The following is a 23,006-nucleotide window of genomic DNA, read 5'->3' on the forward strand; positions in this document are numbered from 1 at the left end:
TGAATTCCTCCCTTATCTAATCACAAAGTGTAAATAATTCATCTACCGTAGTATTTAATAATTTAGCTAATCTCATTGCTAACTCCAATGTAGGATTATATTTATTATTTTCAATAGCATTTACAGTTTGTCTTGTTACATTTAAAGCATTTGCCACATCTTCCTGTCTAAGTCCAAGCTGCTTTCGTAAAATCTTTATATTATTTTTCATCTTTATCAATCTTCCATTTCAGAAAATATTCAACCGATATCATAATAAGATTTTGTGTTATCAAAAGAAAGCCAGCTAATCCAATTTTTCCAGTATGAATAACATTGTATATCATCCAAATTGCCAAGAATATAATTGTATAAGCCCAAGCAAATTTTATTGCTTTTAAGCTAATGCTCATCTCCATTTCATCCATTTTTCTCATAATATTATACCTCACTTAAATTTAATATAAAAAGCCAAAATGTAAAATACTTTTTACATTTTTATTCTAACAATTAGTAAGAATAAATGTCAATAGTTTTTTACATTTTTATATAATTTAAGATTAAATATAAAAATATTATAATAAATTTCAAAATATATCATTTAGACTGTATTAGAGTCAAAGACTATATTTTCAAAAGTCAGATAAAAGAATAATTCTTATCTTAAAAAATAATTTTCATTTGAAATGAAGAGGAATAATATGAATTTAAAGTATGAAAACAAGAGTATATATAGCGCAAATAGGAAAAATCAATTGATAAACAAATATAGCTTTTAATTTTAACGAAAATAGGCCATTGTAGTCATTCTTGCCATAATAGTCCTGATTTTGTTTTAATATATTTATGCATACAGCGTCATATATATTTTATTCGGTGCGTAAAAAAGATTTTATTAAGTTAGATAAAATTATATTTGAAAGTTTGTCTTCAAAATACATAATGAATAATTTGTTTGTGTTAAATATAAAAATTACATAATTGGAACAATTGTAAAAATTATGATAAAAACAAAGCAATCATAAAATTATGCTAACATACTATTTATATCCAATAATTAATTGTCTTTATAATTTATTAATATTTTTTTGAAAGGGGCTATTTTAAATGGAAAAAGAAGAATTAACACGTGGCCTAAAAGCACGTCATATTGAATTGATTGCTTTAGGTGGCACAATTGGGGTAGGCTTGTTTATGGGATCGGCTAGTACCATCAAATGGGCAGGACCATCGGTATTATTGGCTTATGCAGTAGCAGGCATTGCTATGTATATAGTTATGAGAATAATGGGAGAAATGCTTTATCTTGAACCATTGACTGGTTCTTTTGCAACTTATGCAAATAAATATATATCTCCTTGGGCTGGCTATATGACAGCATGGTGTTATTGGTTTATGTGGATAGCTGTGGGCATGTCTGAAGTTACTGCTATCGGAATTTATATGAATTATTGGTTTCCAGCTTTGCCATCTTGGATTCCAGCTTTGGTAGGTGTAGCTATTCTTGCTGCTGCCAATATGACTTCAGTTAAGTTTTATGGTGAATTTGAATTCTGGTTTTCACTTATTAAGATCGTTACGATTATAGCTATGCTATTAGTTGGATTTGGTTTGATTTTCTTTGGCTTTGGTAACCACGGAACAGCCGTTGGTTTAGCAAACCTTACAGCAAACGGAGGCTTCTTTGCTGGAGGCTGGAAAGGTTGGCTATTTGCTTTATGCTTGGTAACAGCATCTTATCAAGGTGTAGAACTTATTGGAATCACAGCTGGAGAAGCACAAGACCCAAAGAATACATTGAGAAAAGCAACAAAAAATATTATTTGGCGTATATTGATTTTCTATATTGGTGCTATATTTGTAATTGTAACTATTTATCCTTGGAACAAAATAAGTGCTCTTGGCAGTCCATTTGTTTTAACTTTTGCCAAGGTCGGAATTTCTGCTGCTGCTGGTATTATCAATTTCGTAGTATTGACAGCTGCAATGTCTGGTTGTAACAGTGGAATTTACAGCTGTGGTCGTATGCTTTATACATTATCAAGAAATGGCCAGGCTCCTAAATTCCTTGGCAAAGTAAACAAAGAGGGTGTGCCAGTTAATGCTCTTAGAACAACTTTGGCTTGTTTGCTATGCTGTGTAATTTTAAATTATCTTTGTCCAAATTCTAAACTGTTTGTTTATATCTATAGTGCCAGCGTACTTCCTGGAATGATTCCATGGGTTGTTTTGTGCATCAGTCAAATAAAGTTCAGAAAAGAACATGCATCCGAAATGGAAACACATCCTTTTAAATCAAAGTTATTCCCATATGCTAACTATATTGTAGTAGTTTATCTTTGCTTAGTTTTAATCGGCATGTGCTTTAATTCCGATACACAGATTCCACTATTGGTTGGAGCTATTTTCTGTGCTATCGTTACTATCGCATATTTTGCTTTTGGTATTAACAAAAAAGCTGCTCCAAAAGTAGAAGAATTTGAAGATAAAAATTTAGAAGCTAAATAAAATTATGAAAGCATCATCATGAGTTTTATAACTCATGATGATGCTTTTGTTATATGGCTGCATTGTCTGATAATAGTACCTAAATAGATCTAGCAATATCAGATATGAATCCCAACACCATCAATCTTTCCATTTTCTAATACCCTTAACTGATGTTTTGTATATACCCCTTGAAAGAAATCCTCACTAGAAAGAGTATACTCAATGCATAAGCCCTGCTGCCTTTTTAGAGAAGCATCTGCGAATTCACAAGCTGTCACCTGTATTATATCTTGTATCTCTTTACTTTCATCTGCAAATAGCTCTTTGAAGTATTTTTCTGCTTCTTTTGTTATTTTCAATAAATCCTTTTCCATCTTATCAAATATTGCTAAGAATTTTTCTCTATCACCTTCGCTTATATCTTGAACTTCCTTATCAGAAAAAAACTCTCCTATATAAATGCCTTCCTCATAAACAATTCCGTCTTCCTGCTGTTCAATATCCATTAAAACAGCATTATCATGGCATACTTCAGCAGCCTTATATATATCAAACTGATAATCACAAGTAGTAAATTTAAATATTCCTTCTTCTTTATCAAAATTCATAAATACTCTGAAGATATAATTATCTTTTGATAAATATTCAATTGCGCCGTCAGTCCAAATTCTATCTGAATTTTTTAATTTTCCAATTATAACTGTTGATACTTTATATGTTTTATCTATAAGAAGTCTTCCATTAATTCTTTTCATTCCTGCATTTATTAAATCAACCTGTGTGTTAAATACCTCCATTCTCTTTAATGTCTCTTTTGATGCTCCTTTTTCATCTCCTTGCAGTACAAATAAAACTTTTTCTTTTACTGGCCAAAACCAATTATTTTTTGTGTCTTTCATAATAATTACTCTCCTATAATATAAGTCATAGAATCTAATGTACTTAAAATGATATCAGCGAAAATCTTTTTCTCTCAGGAATTCTTCATGAGGATAAATTAATTTTAATCGCGGGTTTCTTTGGAGCTGCTAGTATTTATAGGAATTTCTTTTCCAAGAAATTTAGGATTAGGTTTTAATATGTTTACTGCAATAAAATCTTTATAAATAGCTAAACTCTCTCTTAGTTTATATTTTACGATATCTACATAAATATGCTTGTCCGCTTTTACTCCATAGCATTCAATTCCCATGCCTTTTGCTGAGTACACTGCCCTTTTGAGATGGTAATCCTGTGTTACTATTACAGCACTATTTACTTTAAATATATGTTTTGCCCTATAGATACTTTCATAGGTACTAAAACCTGCATGATCTAAAAATATGCTAGAACTTTTAATACCTTTCTGCTCTAGATATTTTCTCATATTATTAACTTCATCATATTGTAAATTTCCATGATCACCAGTTACTAATATCTTAAGATTACTGTTTTCTTTATATATTTGTAGAGCAGTGTCAACCCTGTCTTTTAATATATCACTTAATCTTCCATCAGGGTATACATAAGCTCCCGGAATGATTATACACTCTACCCTCGGAACAGAATGTTTGTCTACTATGTATTTATTAGCTTTGTTTATTACCCAAAAGTCAACACATATAAATTGAAATATAAAAATTAATAGAAATATGAAAATAGGCTTAAGTACCTTTGTTTTACTAAAAATCTTTCTAATTTTTATAATATTCTCCCCCATTCAATATCAATATTTTTCAAATCATATAATTATGTACTGATCATTTTTTAATATTTGCCACAGAAATACTAAGGCTTGATGCAAGTGAATTATTGATTTTGATATCTTCTATATCTTAAAGCTTTCCTTTAATTCTCTAATATCTGCATAAATTATTCCAATATCCTCTGCCTTGACAAAGCCTGTACCCATCCTTCCTGGATCAAGAAGAAAATCATCTTGCCTAAGTGGATTTCCAAGAATATAATACTCAGCAGGCAATTTTGTTTTAAGCTTCTTTAACACCTGCAAAATCCCATCCCAAGAATAAGAAAGTCGCATATCTTCTTGAGGATTATAAAAGCAAGTCATACAAAATCTGCTACTTCCTGCACATCCCCATTTTCTAATTCCTCTCTCCAATTTTTATCTAAAAGTTCTCCTGTATAAGGAGAATATGCTATTTCAAGGTTATCATCAATAAATTTAACTAATTGTGTTGTATCTTCTTTTAATCCTGCTTCAATTATTAGAGCACTTAATCTTTCATTAAATCCTTTAATGTCAAAAATAAAAGCTTTATGTTCCATGAACCATTCCTCCCATTAATTTTTCCACTTCATCCATAAATACATCTTCTGCAAAGCCGAAGAACATATTGCAAATTATATATTATATCCCAGCATATTTCAACAAACAGTTACATCATAAATTCTATATAAAAGCATAATTTTTTACTTATATCAAAAATGTTACCTGCTTCATAACCTTTTATTAAAAATTAAATATTATTTACTTGAATATGCTAAAAGGAGAAACCAAATAAATGATTTCTCCAAAACGAATTGTTAACAATTTGCTACCAAATTAATGGAATCAAACGATAACGTGTCTTTAAACAATAATCTTTATACCCTGGAAGTTCTCGTAAGAGCACTTCTTCCTCACTCTTTATTCTGAATACATTCATTGGCACAGAAAGAAGAAAAGGTATTACTGCCCAATAAGAACCAAGTGCAAAAGGAGTAAATAGCAGCATTATAAGCATTCCTAAATACATTGGATGACGAACTATAGAATATGGTCCTGTTGATATAACCTGCTGCTTTTTTTCAACCTGTATAATAGTAGAAGCATATCTGTTTTCATTAAAGACAAAAATAATAAAAATATAGCCTAAGAGTACAATAACATTTGATACAATCACAATCCAAACAGGTACATTTGACCAATGAAGGCGAAAATCAATACCAGGAACGAAGTAACCAATAAAAAATAAATTAAATATGACTGGAGCTTTTTTAGTAGTATTTTTTTCTCCATATTTCATTCGTCTTGATAAAAGTTCAGGACTTTTCTTTAAAAAATAAGCCGTAATAAAAAATGTCACTGCAGAAAATCCAAGCCAATAAATCCATGCTTGCCAAAACTTTAATGTACCTGCTGGAAGAAACAAAATAATTCCCATAACAATCATAATAACAATAGGCACAACATAAGCTTTTTGCTTTGATAATTTTTTATTATCCTCCATATAAATTTCCTCCTAGTTACGTTATAAATTTTAAACACTTCATACTTTTGCCATTATTTACAGTAACAATTTTTCTTTATTTGATATTTTTTACATTGAATATTTAACTACAGCCTATACATAATTGTTAAATAGTACTTTTATAAGCCAAATTTATTTTTTTAATTTATAATTCAAATATTTTTCAAGAAGCTTTTTATACTTCATTCGTGCTGGTGATAAAACATTTTTAATCATATCATTATATAAGCTTTCAATGGGTTTCGTCAGCCCCATTTTATCATATAACAGCTCTTTTAGAGAAGATATGCTTTTTATAAATTCAGCAGTTTCTCGAGCTAAAGCTTCAATTTCTGGATCATCCTCGGACAATTGATCCAATTTGGAAAGACGAGTTCCAAAGTTTAAAGAAATTTGATATTCCTTAGGATGTTTTTTAAAATATTCAGCCAATCCCCTAAAAGTTTCATCATAATTATCATGCCATTTAAAATCATCCATAATACCCAATAATTTTTTCTGCTGTTCAAATAGCTCTGGACAGCTTTGAACATATTTGTCAATTTGATCTGTTCCCAATATCTCCGTAATCATTTGGAAAGAAGACGAATCTAAAGTATTCTTGTCAAGAATGATATCATCTTCTTTAAGCAGTGTATCAATTTTAGCTACTCGTTCTTCAATTTTTTCCCCTTCTTTTACAAGTTCTATTCGTAGAGACTTCAGTGCTTCTTTTAGAGTCTTAGTTTCGCATGTATTACCCAATACTTCTTTGATTTTCTTAAGGTCGAATCCTAAAGATTTTAAATATTTAATCAACCTCATACGATTTAATTCCACTGAACCATATAATCTATATCCTCCTGAAGAACGCCTGGGCTCTTGGAGCAAACCGATTTTATGGTAATAAATAATTGTTTTCACTGTGCATCCAGCTATTTTAGCAAAATCGCCTATTTTTATTTTATTCTCCATTACTCCCTCACCTTGATAATTATTATAAACCCACCCCTAAGGGGCGAGTCAACTATTTTAAAAAATATAATTAAGGCTGTCCATTACTTCCTATTAATCTATATTTTACACTTCTAGCATATAAAATATTCTATACAGATGCTGATGAAGCTGTATCTAGCGAGTGCATATTATATAAACATAAAAACATCCTATAATTTATTGGATTTTTTCCTTCTACTGAATGGCAATATATAAATAATTTAATATCATCATTTTTACTCTTGTTTGTACAAATTAGATTTTCTTGCTTAGTATTTAGGCATTATTGCTCATTATTGTGTGAGCTATACATGCCTTAGGAAGTTTTTCTTTGCAAAAATCCCACCACTGATTTTCTGTCATATTTCCTATTTTGATTTGATGGGGAAAATAATTAAAGATTATCCCAGGCACAGAAATTCCAAGAAGCATTCTAACATTGCCACATCCCATTTCACTAGAAAACAATTCATCACATCTAAATCGGAATTCTGAAATAACATTAACACCTATTAATTCTTTCATTTTATCTTTAATTAAAATACACTCTTTAATTGGATAACGCAATAATTCTACCCTGGCATCTAATATAATCATATCTGGTACAGATACATCTACTATTACTTGAATATCGTGTTGATAATCCGTTAAATGTGAAATGGTTCTCCAAATGTTATCCTCCACTTCATAATAGTTAACTTCAAAATTTCTTGAATAAAGACTCTTTTCCATAAATATACCTCCGTAATTATACTCAGCACTGACTATATTGACATTTTTTTGGAACTCTTAAGAGAGTTCCTTTAATGTTTCATTTATCCATTTTAATTCAGTTTCTAAATGATATATGTGATGATTAAATATACTAATACAGTACCTTCTGTAATCAGGTAACAATTTACTTACTGTATTATCTTTAGTTCTAGCTAATTCTTTCAGCTTATTTTCTATATACTGTTTTTGTCTATTTAAATTTTTAATAACAGCATCCTTATCAGCAAAGTCAGAAAAATATAATACTCCATCGAAATCAAATTCTACACTATAATTTTCAGCTAAAATTTTATTAAGCAAAGAATTAAAATAAACAATTCCTGAATCAGTAATAGAATATACTGTCTTTTCAGGCCTATTGCCATCTTTTTCGATAACAGAATTTATATAGCCTTTTTCAGCCAGTTTATCTAAATGATAATAAATTGTAGGAAGTTTGATTTTAGCAAAAGCTGCTATGTTATCTGATACTATTTGTTTTATACTATATCCATGTTGAGGACCATATCTCATAAGAAGCCCTAGAATATATAATTGTATTTTCATTTATAATCTCCTTATACTCAGTACTGACTATAAGTATATCATATTTTTTGCTACTGTCAACAATATATACAAATTATGTACTTAGCCTAATTATGAAAATATTTCTTGTTTTATTGACATAATTATAACTTTTGCATATAATGAATATATGAACAATGATTCATATGTTCATATATTCAAATTGACAGATACTAGATTATAGAAAATAGAAATAATATTGTAATTGTAAAATACAAAAAGAAGGAAAAGTAATTTATTATTCTTTAGAAGATGAACATGTTAAAAGTATATTTGATCAAGGACTAATCCATGTATCTGAAAAAATTTAAACTGCTATTGGAGGGAATAACTATGGAGAAAGAAGTTAAAAATCTTAGTAAAAGTAATTTAAAATTACCAACTAAAAGCGTCAACAAAAGGAATATTAATACTAAATCACAAAAGCCCAACAGTAAAAATATAAAAAAAGAGTTTATTCTCCAAGGACTAAACTGTGCTCACTGTGCATCTAAGATAGAAGAAAAAGTTGGACAAATTAAAGGAATAAACTCAGCTAATGTAAACTTTCTAACTAAAACTTTAACTCTAGAAATTGGAGAGTCAGCTAGTGTACAGGAATTAATTGCAGCAGCATCTGAGAAGATTGAAAAAATAGAATCTCATGTGAAAATAAAAGAAAAACAATCTGATAAAGTTTTAAATAAAACAATAATACTTGATGGACTTTGCTGAGGAAACTGTGCTGCTAGAATTGAAAAAGAGAGCAGCAACCTTGCAGGTGTAAGGTCAGCATCAGTGGATTTCATATCACAAAAATTAAATCTAGAAATAGACAATCCTTCTAAACAGGATACTATAATTGAGAAGATTAAAGAAATAGTTAAAAGAATTGAGCCAAACGTTACTGTGGTTGTTCTTGAAGGCAAAGATAAAAAAATAAATAGTAAGAGCAAAGAAACTCAAGAAGAAAATGGCAAGATCAAAATAATTAAATTAGTTATCGGTGCAGCAATCTTTGGAATAGCAACTGCTCTAAAATTATCAAATACTATAGAGTTAATACTTTACCTAATAAGTTATGTACTTGTAGGTGGAGAAGTAGTATTAAGAGCATTGAAGAATATAAGCAGAGGACAAGTATTTGACGAAAACTTCCTCATGAGTATTGCAACTATTGGTGCTTTCGCTATCGGTCAATACCCAGAAGGTGCAGCAGTTATGATATTTTATCAGTTAGGAGAAACATTCCAAGGAATAGCTGTTAATCGTTCAAGAAAATCTATTACAGCTCTTATGGATATAAGACCGGACTTTGCTAACTTAAAAATAGGCGGCGAACTTCAAAAAGTATCACCAGAAGAAGTTAGTGTAGGAGATATTATTGTTGTAAAACCTGGTGAAAGAGTTCCATTAGATGGTAAAGTAATTGATGGAAATTCAATGTTAGACACTTCTGCTCTAACTGGTGAATCAGTTCCTAGAGAAATTGGTATAGGAGATAATATCTTAGGTGGAGTTATTAACAAAAATGGACTTTTAACAATTGAAGTAGAAAAAGAATTTGGAGATTCTACTATTGCAAAAATATTAGATTTGGTTCAAAATGCTAGTAGTAAAAAAGCTCCTACAGAAAATTTTATAACAAAATTCTCCAGATACTATACTCCAGCTGTTGTTTTCTCAGCATTAGCATTAGCTATACTGCCACCTCTATTTATTGAAGGCGCCACTTTCTCAAATTGGATATATAGAGCACTAGCATTTTTAGTAGTATCTTGTCCTTGTGCCTTGGTTATATCTATACCACTTGGCTTCTTTGGCGGAATTGGTGGAGCTTCAAAAAATGGAATACTTGTTAAAGGTGGCAACTACCTAGAAGCTTTAAACAATGTTGAAGTTGTTGTTTTTGATAAAACAGGAACACTTACAAAAGGTATATTTAAGGTAACTGAAGTAAAGTCACAAAATAATGTTTCAAAAAATGAGCTTATAGCTTATGCAGCTCATGCAGAAAGTTATTCTAATCATCCAATAGCAACTTCTATATTAAATGCTTATGGTAAGGAAATAGTTAAGGATTCATTAGAAAACTATGAAGAAATACCAGGACATGGTGTAAAAGTTATGATTAAAGGTAAAGAAGTATTAGCTGGTAATTATAAGCTAATGGATAAGGAAAAAATATCTTATGAACAAGTTGAAACAATTGGTACTGTAGTTCATGTTGCTATAGATAAAAAATACTCAGGGTGTATAGTGATATCTGACGAGGTTAAAGAGGATTCAACAAAAGCAATTAAGGCTTTAAAATCTATTGGCATCAGAAAAACAGTTATGCTTACAGGTGATAACAAAACTGTTGGAACTAAAGTTGCCAAGCAGTTAGGATTAGACGAAGTTTATACTGAACTTCTCCCAGACCAAAAGGTTGAAAAGCTAGAATTACTTGACAAAGAAAAATCACCAAAAGGTAAATTAGTATTTGTTGGTGATGGGATAAATGATGCTCCAGTTCTTGCAAGAGCTGATATAGGTATAGCAATGGGTGGAGTAGGTTCTGATGCTGCAATTGAAGCTGCTGATGTAGTTATAATGACTGATGAACCTTCAAAGATTGCTTCAGCTATAAAAATAGCAAAGAAAACTAGAACTATAGTAATGCAAAATATATTCTTTGCATTGGGTATTAAGCTTATTTTATTAATTCTCATAGCCTTAGGTGTAGGTACTATGTGGGAGGCCGTATTTGGTGATGTTGGAGTAACACTACTTGCTGTATTAAATTCTATGAGAGCTATGAAAACAGAAAATATATAGTCATAGTTCGTATTGCTGTAATTTGCAGCACTAGTCTCTAAGAAAGTAATAAATAAGAGAGTAAATTAGAAATAATGAAATGAGCTGTATCTTATAAGACAGACTCCGAAAAATTACTGTCTTACAAGGATACAGCTCATTATTTTAAAATATTTTTATTGTGCTTCAAAACTTCCACAGTCGGTACATTGTTTTGTTTTAGCCTGTGCTTCATGCTTTGTAACTTGAATTTTCTCTAATGAGCAATAATTTTCATCCTTGGCATGAAATCTACATTCAGTTACTGAGCATCCTATACTATTATTAGTTTTCATAAATAATACCTCCATGTCTTTTTATTTGTAAATCAAAACTAACATTAATATTTTTGCCCTTATCTTTTTGTATATTCGCGGAAATTCATTCCTTAATGGACCTATAGGACATCATTAACTTAATTATTGTTATCTTTTAAAACATTTTTATCAGATGAAGCTATATTACAGGCTTGACCTTGATACGAAAGTTTTATACCGAATACATATATTAGTATTCCAATTACTAATATATATAGAGAATTATAAATAGTAAGTGTTCCAAAGAATGTCACTTTCCTCACTTATCTTACTTCCTACAGCTATACTTCACCTATGTTAAAATTTTCTTTAGTCGTCATAGAATAAATTTCTTTCAATTAACTAAAAACTAAGGATAAATCTCTTTTTCTTTGTTATAAAAATTCTTTATAACCTATTATTCGGAACAAGGAGTGAAAACATGGAAGAAAAATATAACGAGTTAAAGCTTGCAGAACGGGGCGCTCGTATAAGCATTATGGCTTATATTGCATTATCTTTATTAAAACTTAGTATAGGATATATATATAATTCAAAAGCTCTAATGGCAGATGGATTGAATAATACAACTGATATAATGGCTTCATTAGCTGTTCTAATTGGATTAAAGATATCAAGAAAGCCAGCAGATGAAAATCATCATTATGGTCATTTTAGGGCTGAGACTATTGCTTCACTCATTGCATCTTTTATTATGATAGTTGTAGGTTTAGATGTTTTATATAATACAGTTCATTCTATTATCTACTTTAAGGCTCAGGCTCCCGACTTAATTGCTTCTATAGTTGCTGTTGTCTGTGCATTAGCCATATACATGGTATATCGTTATAACAAAAAAATTGCTATTAAGATAAATAGTGCAGGTCTTATGGCTGCTGCTAAAGATAATCTTTCGGATGCTTGGGTAGGTATAGGTACAGCTATAGGTATTGTAGCTTCTCAATTTGGGTTACCTTGGATAGACCCTCTAGCTGCAGTAATAGTAGGAATACTAATTATAAAGACTGGTTGGGATATATTTAGAGAAGCATCTCATAATCTCACAGACGGCTTTCATAAGACAGAATTAGATAGAATAGCTGAAATAATAAATATGGTTCCAGGAGTAAGAAAAATCAAGTCCTTAAAGGCACGCTTTCATGGTAATAATATTCTCCTTGATGTAGTAGTAAGTGTTAGCTCTAAATTAAATGTTATAGAAGGACATGATATTACAATGAATATTGAAGAAAAATTGAAAAGTGAGCTTAATATTACAGAAGTTGTAATTCATGTAGAGCCCGATATTTAAGTAATAAGTATAAAATAAACTGTATCCTGTAGGACAGACTCAGAAAGGCCCTTGCTTCAGGATACAGTTTATTATTTCAACATATTCTTATTACTTGAAAAATAATCTCCTCATCTTACTCTTTAATTTCATCAGTAATCTCAATTTTCATTTTAATTCGATACTTTCTTTATTGACATTCAAATTTCTTGTCTGCAAAACTATTCTATAAGAATTCCTGCTCCTGTATAGTAATAAGGAGAATTTCTCTCTGATGTGAGTTTTCCATTAGGTTCTATAATAAAATTTTCCCAAGACACATTGTCAATACCATTACCATATATAGCTGATGAATTTAACATTTTAAATGTATTATCCTCATATTTGATAAGTATGTAATGTAATGCCCTAACAGCCTTTTCCGAACCGCATAGAATAATTGCATATTTAGCAGCACCTGACTTAACTTTATCAAGAACATTTATATTTATACCAGGTATGTTATACCCCTTTGTAATTGACATAAGTGGACTACTGGGTAATATACATTCATAAGAATGTGAATGCCAGTTATCACTTAATTCCTTACACATTTTTTCTGGACTTGAACAAGCTTCATGTATACCAATATTATTTGGGCCAAACTGTATCTTTTTATAAATACTATCAACAAAACCTCTGTCATTTATACATTGAGCTTTATTAGTCTCCCATAAATAATAAGCAATTGAATATGCACCACAACTCATACTACCTTTAGGTTGACAAATATATGATTTCATTAAAACATTGGTCTCCTTTCGCTTTCTATTTTGTCAAATCATAACTCAAATTAATTAAATTGTAGATTTCTTCTTTAGGAAAAGAACTATTCAAAATAATTGTAATCCAGTGTTCCTTATTCATATGGTATGCAGGCAAAATTCCTTCTTGACCTCTTAGTATACTTTTTAATGTTGGATCACATTTTAAGTTTAATATCTCAACACTTCCTTTTCCTGTTAAGCCTAATTTAATTCTTGGTACATCCATAATTAGACCATACCATTTGCCACCATCCTCATGTCTAAGCACCACATGATCTGGATGCTTAAACCAAGGATAATCTGGTTCTGTACAAAATTTTTCCTTTACATAAGTAAAAATTTCTTCTCTTTCTATCATAAAAATGCCTCCTGAAACTACTATTTATATTTCAGTTAATTATAGCACTCTTATTACAAACACATGAGGAATCAAGCCGCCACTTTCAATCTTTATAGTATCAATAATCTTAAGATACTTATTATCTATTAAACTTTCCTTAAGAAGATTTTTTTCTACTGTATAAAGAAATACCATTCCCCCAGGTCTTACAATACTAGGAATCCTATTTACAAATTCACTATATAATCTGGTATTAAAGCTGCTAACTCCTGATTTACTTTCAAAAGGCATATTTGATATCATTTCATCAAAACGATCTCTTGAGTAGAATTCTAATATATCTTCACATTTTAATTCTATATTAACATTAGCTAGGTAAGAATTTACTTCTGCATATGCAATACCTGTGTTAAATATATCAACTCCTGTTAAACTTTTAAAATCTTTTAATTTAGCTCTTTCAATCAACATAGTTCCCGCACCACAAAACGGGTCTATAACTTTAGCATTAGGTTTTAGCCATTTTTCTATATTTTTCATTACAATAGCTGCAGTTACAGGATTTATAGATGCAGCTAGAGCTTTTTCTCTATAATCAAATCTATTATCCTTTACGGTATACAGCTTAATGAAGGCACTACATAAATTGTTTTTCTCAATTATTCTAATCTCAATTTCATAAGAGGAAGGGCTATTTTTTAAATTTCCACCTGAAATTTCATCTAGTTCTCTAGATAAGTTTTTTACAAACTCCGACCTTTCCCTGCTATGATCTGTAGTTTTAAATTCAACTCTGTACCAAAATGGTGTGTTACTATCTCCTGCATGACACTGATTTAAAAAGCTTATAATATTTGCTTTTATAATTTTATCCGCTACTACCTTATAATTAAGTTCCAAATCACTACAGGATTCTAAAGGAAAAAGAAGTTCATAAAAAGTTCTACATTCGTAGACTTTTTTTAAATCCTTTTCTTCGATACATATGCCTTCAGTCACTGTTGTACCTTTAATTGATTTTTCTTTAAGATCCATTAAAGTAATTTGAAAATGATCATTCATAGTTGTTAATATCATAGGTACAGGATTTTTAAAGCCTGTAAACTTATGAGGCTTTGGAGGAGACAATTTAGCTATAGCCCTTGTAAGTGCACGCTTTTCTTCATTTATATGCTTCTCATCCTTTGCAGCCAAGTTTTTGTCTTTTGAAGCTTTTTCTTTAATTATTAATTCTTCAAATATTGACTTAAGTCTTTCTGCATCCGAAACTCCACCACAATTTCCTATTGCAAGTATATATGAGGATTTTACAAATAGCTGTTCTTCTGAACCATATGCACTATATAAATCCTCTAAATATTTTGAATCACCTATTTCACCAATAATACCACATACATTCTTTCTAACTTTAGGATCTGAATGTTTCAGAAAATCAGCAAGTTTTTGTTTTGAATGTCCCACAGCTCTTTTAAATATACCTCTAGGTTTTTCTTTTTTTATAATATCTCTTATAACAGAAAGTACTGCTCTTGGATTATCCTGATTTAAAGCTTCTGACCACAACATTGGCATTGCATTATTATAATCCCTTGAAAGTTTATCTATTATTTTAGCTCTCTTACTATCATCCGAAGTTTTTAGATCTTCTATTAAATTTTTATAATTTATATCTTTCATTTAATTCTCCTCTTATGTTTCAATTTAACAGCCTTCATTATACTCCATATTGCAAAACACTTGCAACATTGCATTTAAATTTAATAACTTCATTAATATAATTAACCTTCTCATAGTATAAACATTGAAATCCAATTACATATTTGTTATAATGTACCTTATTGTCTTGCTTATAGAAAAAACTTTGTAAATTTATTCAAATTATCACCTATATTCAATTTTAAACAGCTGTTAAATCTTTAAAATTTATAAGTTGATTAAATTTTTAAGCAAAATATATTCTAATATTTTTAGGAGGTTTTTAATGAATTCTTTAATTAATAAAAAGGAAAAACTATACTTCACACTATGTTGCATATTTAGTGTACTTATATACTTATGTATCATAATAGCTCTTATTGCAGGTGAAGAAGATAGTACACTAGAATATTCACCAACTTCTGTTTTTGTAGTTTATTTAATAATAGGATTGTTAATATTTTTATTTACAAGAGGTATTTTTATTGGATCACTTAAGGGCAATTCCATAAAGGTTTCTCAAACACAGTTTCCTGAGTTATATAATACAGCTATTGATTTTTGTAAAAAAATGTCCATGCCTCTTCCTGAAATTTATATAATGCAGTCAGGCGGAATTATTAATTCTTTTGTAACAAAATTTTTAGGAAGAAATTTTGCTGTTATTTATTCAGATGTGCTTGAATTAGCTTATGAGGATGGACAAAATGCTGTTAATTTTGTTGTTGCTCATGAACTAGCTCATATAAAAAGAGGTCACTTAAAATGGCGTTGGCTAATTTGTCCATCATTAATTGTTCCTTTATTAAGAAAGGCTTATTCACGTGCTTGTGAGTATACTGCAGATAGCTTTGCAGCCAATCTGCAACCTGATGGAGCCGTAAATGGACTATTATTCTTAGCAGCTGGCAAAAAACTATATAAAAGAGTAAATGCAGAAGAATTTGAAAGACAAGCTTTTGAACAAACTGGTTTTTGGGTTTGGTTATCTGAAAAACATTCAAGTCATCCAAACTTAACTAAAAGAGTTAGTGCTATAAAAAACTGTAGTTCAAATGATAACTTTAATTATTAACAAGCTGTAAGTAACAATATATAAACATAACAGTTTCTAGGTATAATTTGAAATAATAGAAAAAGGAGATTACTATGTTTAAAAAAAAGGCAATAAATATTTTGATATGTTTATTGATAGTATCAATTTTATCAGGATGTTCAGGTAAGATAAGTAATAATAGTCCAACCGCATCTAGTTCTTCAGATAATAAAATTACCTTAATGTCATCTAAAATAGATGATCAAAGCAAAAGCTCTAATTATGATACAGAAAAGAAAAAGGCAAAAGATTTTCTGGATAATTATTTTAAAAAATACTATGAGTGGGGTTTTAATAATGCACCTACAAGCACACTAGAAGAATTATATGTAAAAGATGCTATGCCAGCAGACATAATATCATTTGAATATATTGTTGGTAAGTATAAAGGTAAAGTAAAAGATTATGATTTTGATATAGCAAAAGTTAACACTCAAGATGGAAAGATAACTTCATTACTTGCTAAAGTTAATATGAATATTAATGTAACTTTACCCAATACTACTCAAAACAAAGATCTTAAATTTTTATATGCAATGGAACTTATACCATATAAAAATACTTACAAGGTAAAGAGTTTTTACCTTGATACAAAAGACAATATAAAACAGCAGCAGCAGAAAATTGAAGAAAAGCAAAATGGATATAGTGATAAGACTAAGGCAAAGGATACAGTAACTGATTTTACTCCTAAGGATTCAAGTAAAATCTATGGTAATGCTGGTTCCGATACTGAAAAAACACTTGAGGAAATAATACAAGAAAATGATCCAAAAACAGTTGCTTTATTAGTACCAAATGGTGATAACAAATATGCTATAGGCAGTGGCTTTTTTATAGCTCCTGGTATAATTGCAACAAATTATCATGTAATAAATGGCGGCTGCAATGCATTAATTAGAACAAATGATGCGAAAATTTATGAAGCAGAAGGCATTGTTGCAGCTAATAAAACAGTAGATATAGCTATTATTAAGTTAAAGCAAAAAGTAGGACAACCTGTTCAGCTCGGAGATGTATCAAAACTTAAAAAAGGAGAAAAAGCTACTGCAATAGGCAGTCCTAAGGGATTGTTTAATACTGTATCTACAGGAATAATATCGAACTTTTGGAATGATGGAAATGCAAAACAAATACAAATATCAATTCCAATAACTCATGGTAATTCTGGTGGACCTTTGTTTAATTCCAAAGGTGAAGTTGTAGGATTAACTACTTCTGGAGTAGAGGCAGAAGGAGAATTGAATTTTGCAGTTTCAATTGAACACATTTATGATATAACAGATAAATTAAAGAAAACTGATTTTAATAATATACCATCTAAAAAAATATCAGATATATTTAATAAAAAGCCTATATCCAATTTAAAATCTTTTGGTTCAAAGTTTGGAACTTGGGCTGAATAAAATAAAAAGGAGAATGATTATAATGAAAAAATTTCTTTCAATAATTATGACTGTTTTTATACTAGCAACACTTTCTGGTTGCAAAAAGCAAGCAAAAGTAGCTAATCAGGACCAAACTAAACAGACACAAGAGGATAAAAGTAAAGATAGTACATCGGAAAATAGTAAGCTGCCAGGTAAAATAAATGGCATTGATGTAGATAAAATGTTAAAAGATACATTTCCTAATGATCCTGATTATGCTTATAAAGAAAAAGCAACTAAAGATTTCATTACTAAAGGTGAAGATATAAAGAAAATGCTAGGAGATAAATATAAACAAACAGGAGATGACGAGAAAAACTTTAATAAACAAGGAAAAAAAGCTCAACTAGAATATAATTTTTATCCAAAAAATTATAAAGATAATTTAAATGAATATAGTTTCTCACTATATTTTAATGATGAAAAAAAATATAAAAAAATAGATTCACGTAATGAACTAAATGAAAGTATATCTGAACAAAATGTTAAATTAGATGATACTACCAAAAACATATTAAAAAAATTCTCTAATAATATACCATATGAAGAAGTTGAAAAGAAAATGAATCAATGTATGGCTTTGGCAAGAGAGAAAAAAAGTGATTTTATAGATGACTTAAAGGTTGATGACAAAAGTACCATTACATTTATGAAATATTATGATGAGAAAACTCAAACTGTAAAAATCACACTTCATTTTCAAACTGAAGAATATGGCTACAAATAAAAAAAGCTTAGCATATTTAAATGTATTATAAAAAATTTATGTCCCTTGGGAAAATCTAAAATTTCCTCAGGGACATTTATATAAATCATATTTATATTTTTTTATAAAAAATTTGAAATAATACAGTGTTTTTATGAATTATGTATTAAAATTATAAACATTATACAATTTTAGCTGCATCTGCCAATACTTCAGAGTTCGAAGTAATCTCTTCTAATGCGGCAGATATTTGTTCAGTGGCTGAAGCTTGTGATTCTGCAATCATCCCTGTGTTATTAATTTCTTTAATAACTTCATCTATGGACTTTCTCATTTCAAGAAGTATTTGTGATACTTTATTTGCTGATTGACCACTCATTTGTGAGAGTTTTCGCATTTCGTCTGCAACAACTGAAAAGCCTCTTCCTGCTTCCCCTGCTCTTGCTGCTTCGATAGCTGCATTTAAAGCTAATAGATTAGATTGAGAAGAAATGCTTGTAATGAGATTTAAGATTCCATCTGTCTCTTTTATGTTTTGTTCTGTTGATTTAGTGGAACTTACAATTTTATTCATTGATAATGAAAGGTTTTGTGAATTAGCAGCAACCTCTTCCACACTTGCATTTGTTTGTTGTAATGAGTTAAATATGTTTTGAGATACTTCTTCTACTTTGGATTGTTTAGATAAACTTTTTCCTATAGCAACGCCACCAATAACCTTTCCTTGTGAATCTTTAACTGGATATGAAACAGATTTGAATGGTACACCAAATACTTCCTTTGGAACTATTTCATTGTATATTTTGCCATTTTGAATTGTTCTATATAATGGTTCATCATGATTTAACTTTTGTCCAACTTTAATCCTCACATCAATGGTATCACCAGCACGATAATATAAAAAATTAGTGGTATCTGCTACAGCTACTGCCAAATCATCCTGCAGCACATCTTTTAAGACTGGCATAATTTCTAAAAATGATTCAAGTGTTTTTTCCATATTTTATACGCCTCCTAAAAATTTATCATATTAAATGTAAATTTAGAATACCTTGCAACCTAATAAATAAAAATATATTGCTATTGCCATTATTTAATTTAACAAAGAGTTTTATTAGATGGTTTCTTCCAAAATATTCCAATACAACTTATCAACCTTATATTACATTTAAAGTATTTATTCGGTAATCTCTTCAATTTTCCCTGCTTTTTCAACATATTTTTAAAAAAATAACTATATCATGTTTACGCGATATAGTTTTACTTTTTAACACCACATTATTTTGTTATCCAAATTAGAATTTGATACTATAATGGTTTTTCAAAACACTTTAAATTTTCCCATATTACATTTTGAAAATGGAATTTTGTCGTACCTACATAAAGGTATCCAATCTTAGGATATAGAGTTCCCGCTGGAATATTGCCTTCATAAGTATCAAGGCGAATAACTTTATATCCTTGGCTTTTGGCATATTTCTCACTAAATTCCATCATTATTCTTGCTTTACCTTTACCACTTTCAGAAGGTCGAATACACAAAGTGTGAATGACCATAATTTCACTTGGTTTGGCCTTTGTAATCCATGAAATGTTGTCATATTCTTTGGGTTGAATACTATTAAATATTACACAGCCATATATTCCATTTTCATTTTCTCCAACAAACATTGTATTATTATAAATAGCATTTTTAGCATAATCAACTGTTGGATAAAGCCCTTTTTTCCAATTTGTATAAGACACTGTTTGTTCTTCATAATCCAAAATCTCATTATATATTTTTTCTATTTCCAAAATATCCTCTATTGTAGCAATCCTAATCATAGTTTTTCACCTCTACAAATTTAAATTGAAATTTATTTAACTCTTTTGAACATTGGATGGTTTTCATTGAATTGAACCAAATCCCACAAGTTTCCATATAAATCTTTAAATACTGCAACCGTTCCATAATCCTGTTCTTTAGGTTCTCTAACAAATTCTATTCCTATTTCTCTCATTTCATTATAATCACGCCAAAAATCATCAGTTCCTAAAAAAAGAAATACTCTCCCTCCTGCTTGGTTTCCTATGAATGGCTTTTGCTCTGGCTTAGATGCTCTTGCAAGTAATATTGTTGTTCCATTTGAACCTGGTGGAGATACTACCACCCATCTTTTTTCTTGCTCAGGTTGATATGTATCTTCTACTAATGTAAAATGAAGTTTTTTTGTGTAAAATTCGACTGCTTCATCATAATCTTTCACTACTAAAGCAATATGTACAACTGATTGAATCATTATTTTTCCTCCTTGTTATATTAAAATTAGTATGCTAATTAACTAACAAATTATAACTTTTAACCTTTAAGTCCCTTTGATTGACGTTCCATATCTTCAATTACAATATCATATATCTCTCCTAATGAAGCACAATACTCAAGTACTTTCCATGGTTCATTAGTATGATAATGAATCTTAATCAATTCCTCATCTCCTACAGCAATTAAGCAATCCCCTTTGAAATTTTTTACAAAGTATTCGTTAATTTTATCTTCATCAAGATTCTCTCCCTCAATTAGTAATTGTGTATCATATCTATATTCCAACATAATCTTTTCTTCCTCCCTAAATTTGCTGTTTACGTTTCAGTTAACTATAGAAAATTTCATAAATATTATAGTAATCTCCAAATATCACATATATATTACGACGTAAAAACACCACAAAATTCAAATTTGAATAATGAGGTGTTAATGAAGATTACGCCCTTATTGCCTTTTTAGGACAAACTTTAGAGCATTTAAGGCACAGAATGCATTCTGTTCCATTTTTTCTATTTCTCCTTGGGTCAAGTATATCAACATTCATCGGGCAAGCCTTTATACACCTTTTACAGTTTATACATTTATCTGCATCAACTTTAATTCATATCATGGAAAAATAGCTTGCTGTTTTAAGTAAGCTGGAACAAATTCACAAAAATTGTACTACATAAGTGTAACATACGCTTTGTAATTAGTTACCCCTGTGATTTAATTCATATAAAAATTGTACCACATTTTTATAGTTATATAAAAAACATAGGTATTTTTAACACTGTATTATTCCATTCTCAAAGATCACTTAACCTTAAATTGAAATTTACACTGTTATCTCAATTTGATTTCCCTCTATGCCAATTATGCAGCTTTCATAATATCCGTCACCAGTAGTTCTTGGTCCACTAATCACCTTATATCCATCTTTTTTTAATTTTTTTGTAAGTTTATCAACCTTTTCTTTACTTCCAACACTAAAAGCAATATGAATAAGGCCTGTGCGTGTCAAAGTTTTATCTATATCTTCCATATTCGGTTTATTCATAATTTCCAAACGTGCACCATCCTCAAATGTTAAAAAATAAGATTTAAAGCCAGTATTCTTATTATGGTATCCATCATTTGACTTTGCATTCAAGTAAGAAATAAAGAAATCTTTTGTCTTCTCCAAGTCATTTACATACATTGCAATATGTTCAATTCTCATGACCTTACCTCCTATAAATTCTGTTTTTTATTTAAATTATATAAATCTTTTTCTTAAGTTTCAGGGTTATTCGTTTGGCAAGTTAATTAGGTCTTCTTCTGTAATCTTTCGTAATACTTTGCAAGGATTACCTACTGCAATTACCCCTGCTGGTATGTCTTTATTTACCACACTTCCTGCTCCATCTTATTCCTTTCAAATTACTGTCTATGTTTCAGTTAATTATAACATATTTCACAAATATTATAAGGATTTCCAAACACCATATATGTATTATAGTTTTAGAATATGTAAATAATATATTTGCTATCTATTATAGTTAATGATTTAGGATTTTACTATTTTTGGAACCTATATCCGTTTAGACTTGTTAACCTTTCAGCAATACCATTTAACATAGGATTGTTTTGCACTTACCCATGTATTAGTATTGAGCTTATGAAGAAGTATGATGTTAGTGCTTATATTGGCTTGCCTATAACAAGTTTAATAATAACATTAATGGAGGGACTTGGAGTATTGATTGATAGAGTGGTTTATTATAATCATTGGAATATATTTAAAACATACCTTTTATACTTTATTTCACTACTTATATCCTACTCATTCTATAAAATTTTAAAGAGACAAAATCTTATTTAAATCACTACGTCGTACTTTTTTAATGACAGAATATCTTAACAATATCACACAAAAATACCACATAATTCAACTTCGAATAATGCCTTGATTATAGATTTGCTTTATTCATTAGCCCATTTTCTACATTGTTGGATTTTAGGTTTTGGGTCAAACCCTTCTTCAACCCCCATAGTAGAAAGCATCTCACATGGAAATTCTGAACATTCTCCACAGTGATTTAAATCTTTATTTTCACAACATTTTTTCACACCGCATTCTCCACCCCAGAATGGTTTTTCCATATTGATACACCCTGTACAATTCACTTTTTTTCTTCTTTCACACTTATTACAACATACTCCACATCTTGATTCAAACATAATA

The 23,006-nt window shown here is 29.6% G+C and carries 27 protein-coding genes and 3 pseudogenes; 7 read left to right on the forward strand and 23 right to left on the reverse strand.

Annotation, left to right across the window (positions count from 1 at the left end; genetic code table 11):
* Positions 1-16: 16 nt before the first annotated feature.
* Both Q6H37_RS18270 and Q6H37_RS18275 read right to left on the reverse strand, forming a co-directional pair.
* Positions 17-211: a helix-turn-helix transcriptional regulator gene (locus tag Q6H37_RS18270; protein WP_318734971.1), complete on the reverse strand. Its 195-nt coding sequence runs from the start codon at positions 209-211 to the stop codon at positions 17-19.
* A complete protein-coding gene (locus Q6H37_RS18275; protein WP_318734973.1) occupies positions 201-416 on the reverse strand; it encodes a hypothetical protein in 216 nt (71 codons plus the stop codon). The genes Q6H37_RS18270 and Q6H37_RS18275 overlap by 11 nt, the downstream gene beginning before the upstream one ends.
* 670 nt (positions 417-1,086) lie before the next feature.
* On the opposite strand from Q6H37_RS18275, the gene Q6H37_RS18280 reads away from it, so the two are divergent.
* A complete protein-coding gene (locus Q6H37_RS18280) occupies positions 1,087-2,487 on the forward strand; it encodes an amino acid permease (RefSeq protein ID WP_318734976.1) in 1,401 nt (466 codons plus the stop codon).
* Positions 2,488-2,585: 98 nt separating this feature from the next.
* On the opposite strand, the gene Q6H37_RS18285 is transcribed toward Q6H37_RS18280, so the two are convergent.
* The 8 genes from Q6H37_RS18285 to Q6H37_RS18320 all read right to left on the reverse strand — a co-directional run bounded on the left by Q6H37_RS18285 (position 2,586) and on the right by Q6H37_RS18320 (position 7,997).
* Positions 2,586-3,368, reverse strand: a complete 783-nt coding sequence (locus tag Q6H37_RS18285; RefSeq protein WP_318734979.1) for a hypothetical protein — start codon at positions 3,366-3,368, stop codon at positions 2,586-2,588.
* 104 nt (positions 3,369-3,472) lie between these two features.
* Positions 3,473-4,168: a vancomycin high temperature exclusion protein gene (locus Q6H37_RS18290; RefSeq protein ID WP_318734981.1), complete on the reverse strand. Its 696-nt coding sequence runs from the start codon at positions 4,166-4,168 to the stop codon at positions 3,473-3,475.
* Between the two features lie 108 nt (positions 4,169-4,276).
* Positions 4,277-4,519 (reverse strand): hypothetical protein, encoded by a 243-nt coding sequence (locus Q6H37_RS18295; protein ID WP_318734983.1) that lies wholly within the window; start codon positions 4,517-4,519, stop codon positions 4,277-4,279.
* Positions 4,516-4,737 (reverse strand): hypothetical protein, encoded by a 222-nt coding sequence (locus Q6H37_RS18300; protein WP_318734985.1) that lies wholly within the window; start codon positions 4,735-4,737, stop codon positions 4,516-4,518. The genes Q6H37_RS18295 and Q6H37_RS18300 overlap by 4 nt, the downstream gene beginning before the upstream one ends.
* A gap of 269 nt (positions 4,738-5,006) precedes the next feature.
* Positions 5,007-5,681, reverse strand: a complete 675-nt coding sequence (locus tag Q6H37_RS18305) for an isoprenylcysteine carboxylmethyltransferase family protein (protein WP_318734989.1) — start codon at positions 5,679-5,681, stop codon at positions 5,007-5,009.
* Between the two features lie 153 nt (positions 5,682-5,834).
* On the reverse strand, positions 5,835-6,656 hold the full coding sequence (locus Q6H37_RS18310; RefSeq protein ID WP_318734992.1) for a MerR family transcriptional regulator: 822 nt from the start codon (positions 6,654-6,656) through the stop codon (positions 5,835-5,837).
* A 297-nt stretch (positions 6,657-6,953) separates the two neighbouring features.
* The gene (locus tag Q6H37_RS18315) at positions 6,954-7,409 is read right to left on the reverse strand and encodes a DUF2889 domain-containing protein (protein WP_318734994.1); all 456 of its coding nucleotides are present in this window, start codon (positions 7,407-7,409) and stop codon (positions 6,954-6,956) included.
* A gap of 57 nt (positions 7,410-7,466) precedes the next feature.
* Positions 7,467-7,997, reverse strand: a complete 531-nt coding sequence (locus Q6H37_RS18320; protein ID WP_318734996.1) for a PadR family transcriptional regulator — start codon at positions 7,995-7,997, stop codon at positions 7,467-7,469.
* A 227-nt stretch (positions 7,998-8,224) separates the two neighbouring features.
* Here Q6H37_RS18320 and Q6H37_RS18325 point away from each other — a divergent pair.
* Together Q6H37_RS18325 and Q6H37_RS18330 are read left to right on the forward strand one after the other, a co-directional pair.
* A pseudogene (locus Q6H37_RS18325) lies at positions 8,225-8,326 on the forward strand (transcriptional regulator); the annotation flags it as partial.
* Positions 8,327-8,348: 22 nt separating this feature from the next.
* A pseudogene (locus Q6H37_RS18330) lies at positions 8,349-10,814 on the forward strand (heavy metal translocating P-type ATPase).
* A gap of 155 nt (positions 10,815-10,969) precedes the next feature.
* On the opposite strand, the gene Q6H37_RS18335 reads toward Q6H37_RS18330, so the two are convergent.
* Together Q6H37_RS18335 and Q6H37_RS18340 are read right to left on the reverse strand one after the other, a co-directional pair.
* Complete coding sequence (locus Q6H37_RS18335; protein ID WP_318734999.1) at positions 10,970-11,128, reverse strand: DUF1540 domain-containing protein; 159 nt, start codon at positions 11,126-11,128, stop codon at positions 10,970-10,972.
* A 119-nt stretch (positions 11,129-11,247) separates the two neighbouring features.
* Positions 11,248-11,412, reverse strand: coding sequence for a hypothetical protein (locus Q6H37_RS18340; RefSeq protein ID WP_318735001.1), 165 nt, complete (start codon positions 11,410-11,412; stop codon positions 11,248-11,250).
* Positions 11,413-11,570: 158 nt separating this feature from the next.
* Here Q6H37_RS18340 and Q6H37_RS18345 point away from each other — a divergent pair, with 158 nt between their 5' ends.
* The gene (locus Q6H37_RS18345; RefSeq protein WP_318735003.1) at positions 11,571-12,440 is read left to right on the forward strand and encodes a cation diffusion facilitator family transporter; all 870 of its coding nucleotides are present in this window, start codon (positions 11,571-11,573) and stop codon (positions 12,438-12,440) included.
* Between the two features lie 200 nt (positions 12,441-12,640).
* Here Q6H37_RS18345 and Q6H37_RS18350 read toward each other — a convergent pair whose 3' ends face one another.
* The 3 genes from Q6H37_RS18350 to Q6H37_RS18360 are packed head-to-tail and all read right to left on the reverse strand — an operon-like array spanning position 12,641 to position 15,242.
* Positions 12,641-13,201, reverse strand: coding sequence for a hypothetical protein (locus tag Q6H37_RS18350; RefSeq protein WP_318735006.1), 561 nt, complete (start codon positions 13,199-13,201; stop codon positions 12,641-12,643).
* Between the two features lie 25 nt (positions 13,202-13,226).
* The gene (locus Q6H37_RS18355; protein WP_318735008.1) at positions 13,227-13,583 is read right to left on the reverse strand and encodes an MmcQ/YjbR family DNA-binding protein; all 357 of its coding nucleotides are present in this window, start codon (positions 13,581-13,583) and stop codon (positions 13,227-13,229) included.
* A gap of 39 nt (positions 13,584-13,622) precedes the next feature.
* Positions 13,623-15,242, reverse strand: a complete 1,620-nt coding sequence (locus tag Q6H37_RS18360; RefSeq protein WP_318735010.1) for a methyltransferase — start codon at positions 15,240-15,242, stop codon at positions 13,623-13,625.
* A gap of 304 nt (positions 15,243-15,546) precedes the next feature.
* On the opposite strand from Q6H37_RS18360, the gene Q6H37_RS18365 reads away from it, so the two are divergent.
* From Q6H37_RS18365 to Q6H37_RS18375, 3 genes are all read left to right on the forward strand, one after another.
* Positions 15,547-16,335, forward strand: coding sequence for a M48 family metallopeptidase (locus Q6H37_RS18365; RefSeq protein ID WP_318735013.1), 789 nt, complete (start codon positions 15,547-15,549; stop codon positions 16,333-16,335).
* Positions 16,336-16,409: 74 nt separating this feature from the next.
* Entirely contained in the window at positions 16,410-17,762 is a 1,353-nt protein-coding gene (locus Q6H37_RS18370) for a S1C family serine protease (protein ID WP_318735016.1), read from the forward strand.
* A 22-nt stretch (positions 17,763-17,784) separates the two neighbouring features.
* On the forward strand, positions 17,785-18,513 hold the full coding sequence (locus Q6H37_RS18375; protein ID WP_318735019.1) for a hypothetical protein: 729 nt from the start codon (positions 17,785-17,787) through the stop codon (positions 18,511-18,513).
* A 160-nt stretch (positions 18,514-18,673) separates the two neighbouring features.
* On the opposite strand, the gene Q6H37_RS18380 is transcribed toward Q6H37_RS18375, so the two are convergent.
* From Q6H37_RS18380 to Q6H37_RS18415, 8 genes and pseudogenes are all read right to left on the reverse strand, one after another.
* A complete protein-coding gene (locus Q6H37_RS18380) occupies positions 18,674-19,492 on the reverse strand; it encodes a methyl-accepting chemotaxis protein (RefSeq protein WP_318735021.1) in 819 nt (272 codons plus the stop codon).
* A 308-nt stretch (positions 19,493-19,800) separates the two neighbouring features.
* Positions 19,801-20,319: a GNAT family N-acetyltransferase gene (locus Q6H37_RS18385; RefSeq protein WP_318735024.1), complete on the reverse strand. Its 519-nt coding sequence runs from the start codon at positions 20,317-20,319 to the stop codon at positions 19,801-19,803.
* Positions 20,320-20,351: 32 nt separating this feature from the next.
* Complete coding sequence (locus Q6H37_RS18390) at positions 20,352-20,774, reverse strand: VOC family protein (protein WP_318735026.1); 423 nt, start codon at positions 20,772-20,774, stop codon at positions 20,352-20,354.
* A gap of 59 nt (positions 20,775-20,833) precedes the next feature.
* Positions 20,834-21,085, reverse strand: coding sequence for a kinase to dihydroxyacetone kinase (locus tag Q6H37_RS18395; RefSeq protein ID WP_318735029.1), 252 nt, complete (start codon positions 21,083-21,085; stop codon positions 20,834-20,836).
* A 151-nt stretch (positions 21,086-21,236) separates the two neighbouring features.
* The gene (locus Q6H37_RS18400; protein ID WP_318743063.1) at positions 21,237-21,401 is read right to left on the reverse strand and encodes a 4Fe-4S binding protein; all 165 of its coding nucleotides are present in this window, start codon (positions 21,399-21,401) and stop codon (positions 21,237-21,239) included.
* A gap of 216 nt (positions 21,402-21,617) precedes the next feature.
* Positions 21,618-22,001, reverse strand: a complete 384-nt coding sequence (locus Q6H37_RS18405) for a VOC family protein (RefSeq protein ID WP_318735030.1) — start codon at positions 21,999-22,001, stop codon at positions 21,618-21,620.
* Positions 22,002-22,067: 66 nt separating this feature from the next.
* Positions 22,068-22,184: pseudogene (locus tag Q6H37_RS18410) on the reverse strand (sugar O-acetyltransferase); the annotation flags it as partial.
* Positions 22,185-22,744: 560 nt separating this feature from the next.
* Positions 22,745-23,002 carry a DUF3795 domain-containing protein gene (locus Q6H37_RS18415; protein ID WP_318735033.1) on the reverse strand — a complete coding sequence of 86 codons (258 nt, stop codon included), beginning with the start codon at positions 23,000-23,002 and terminating at the stop codon, positions 22,745-22,747.
* Positions 23,003-23,006: the final 4 nt, after the last annotated feature.

The organism is Clostridium sp. JS66, from assembly GCF_033561535.1.
Taxonomy (GTDB): domain Bacteria; phylum Bacillota; class Clostridia; order Clostridiales; family Clostridiaceae; genus Clostridium_AM; species Clostridium_AM carboxidivorans.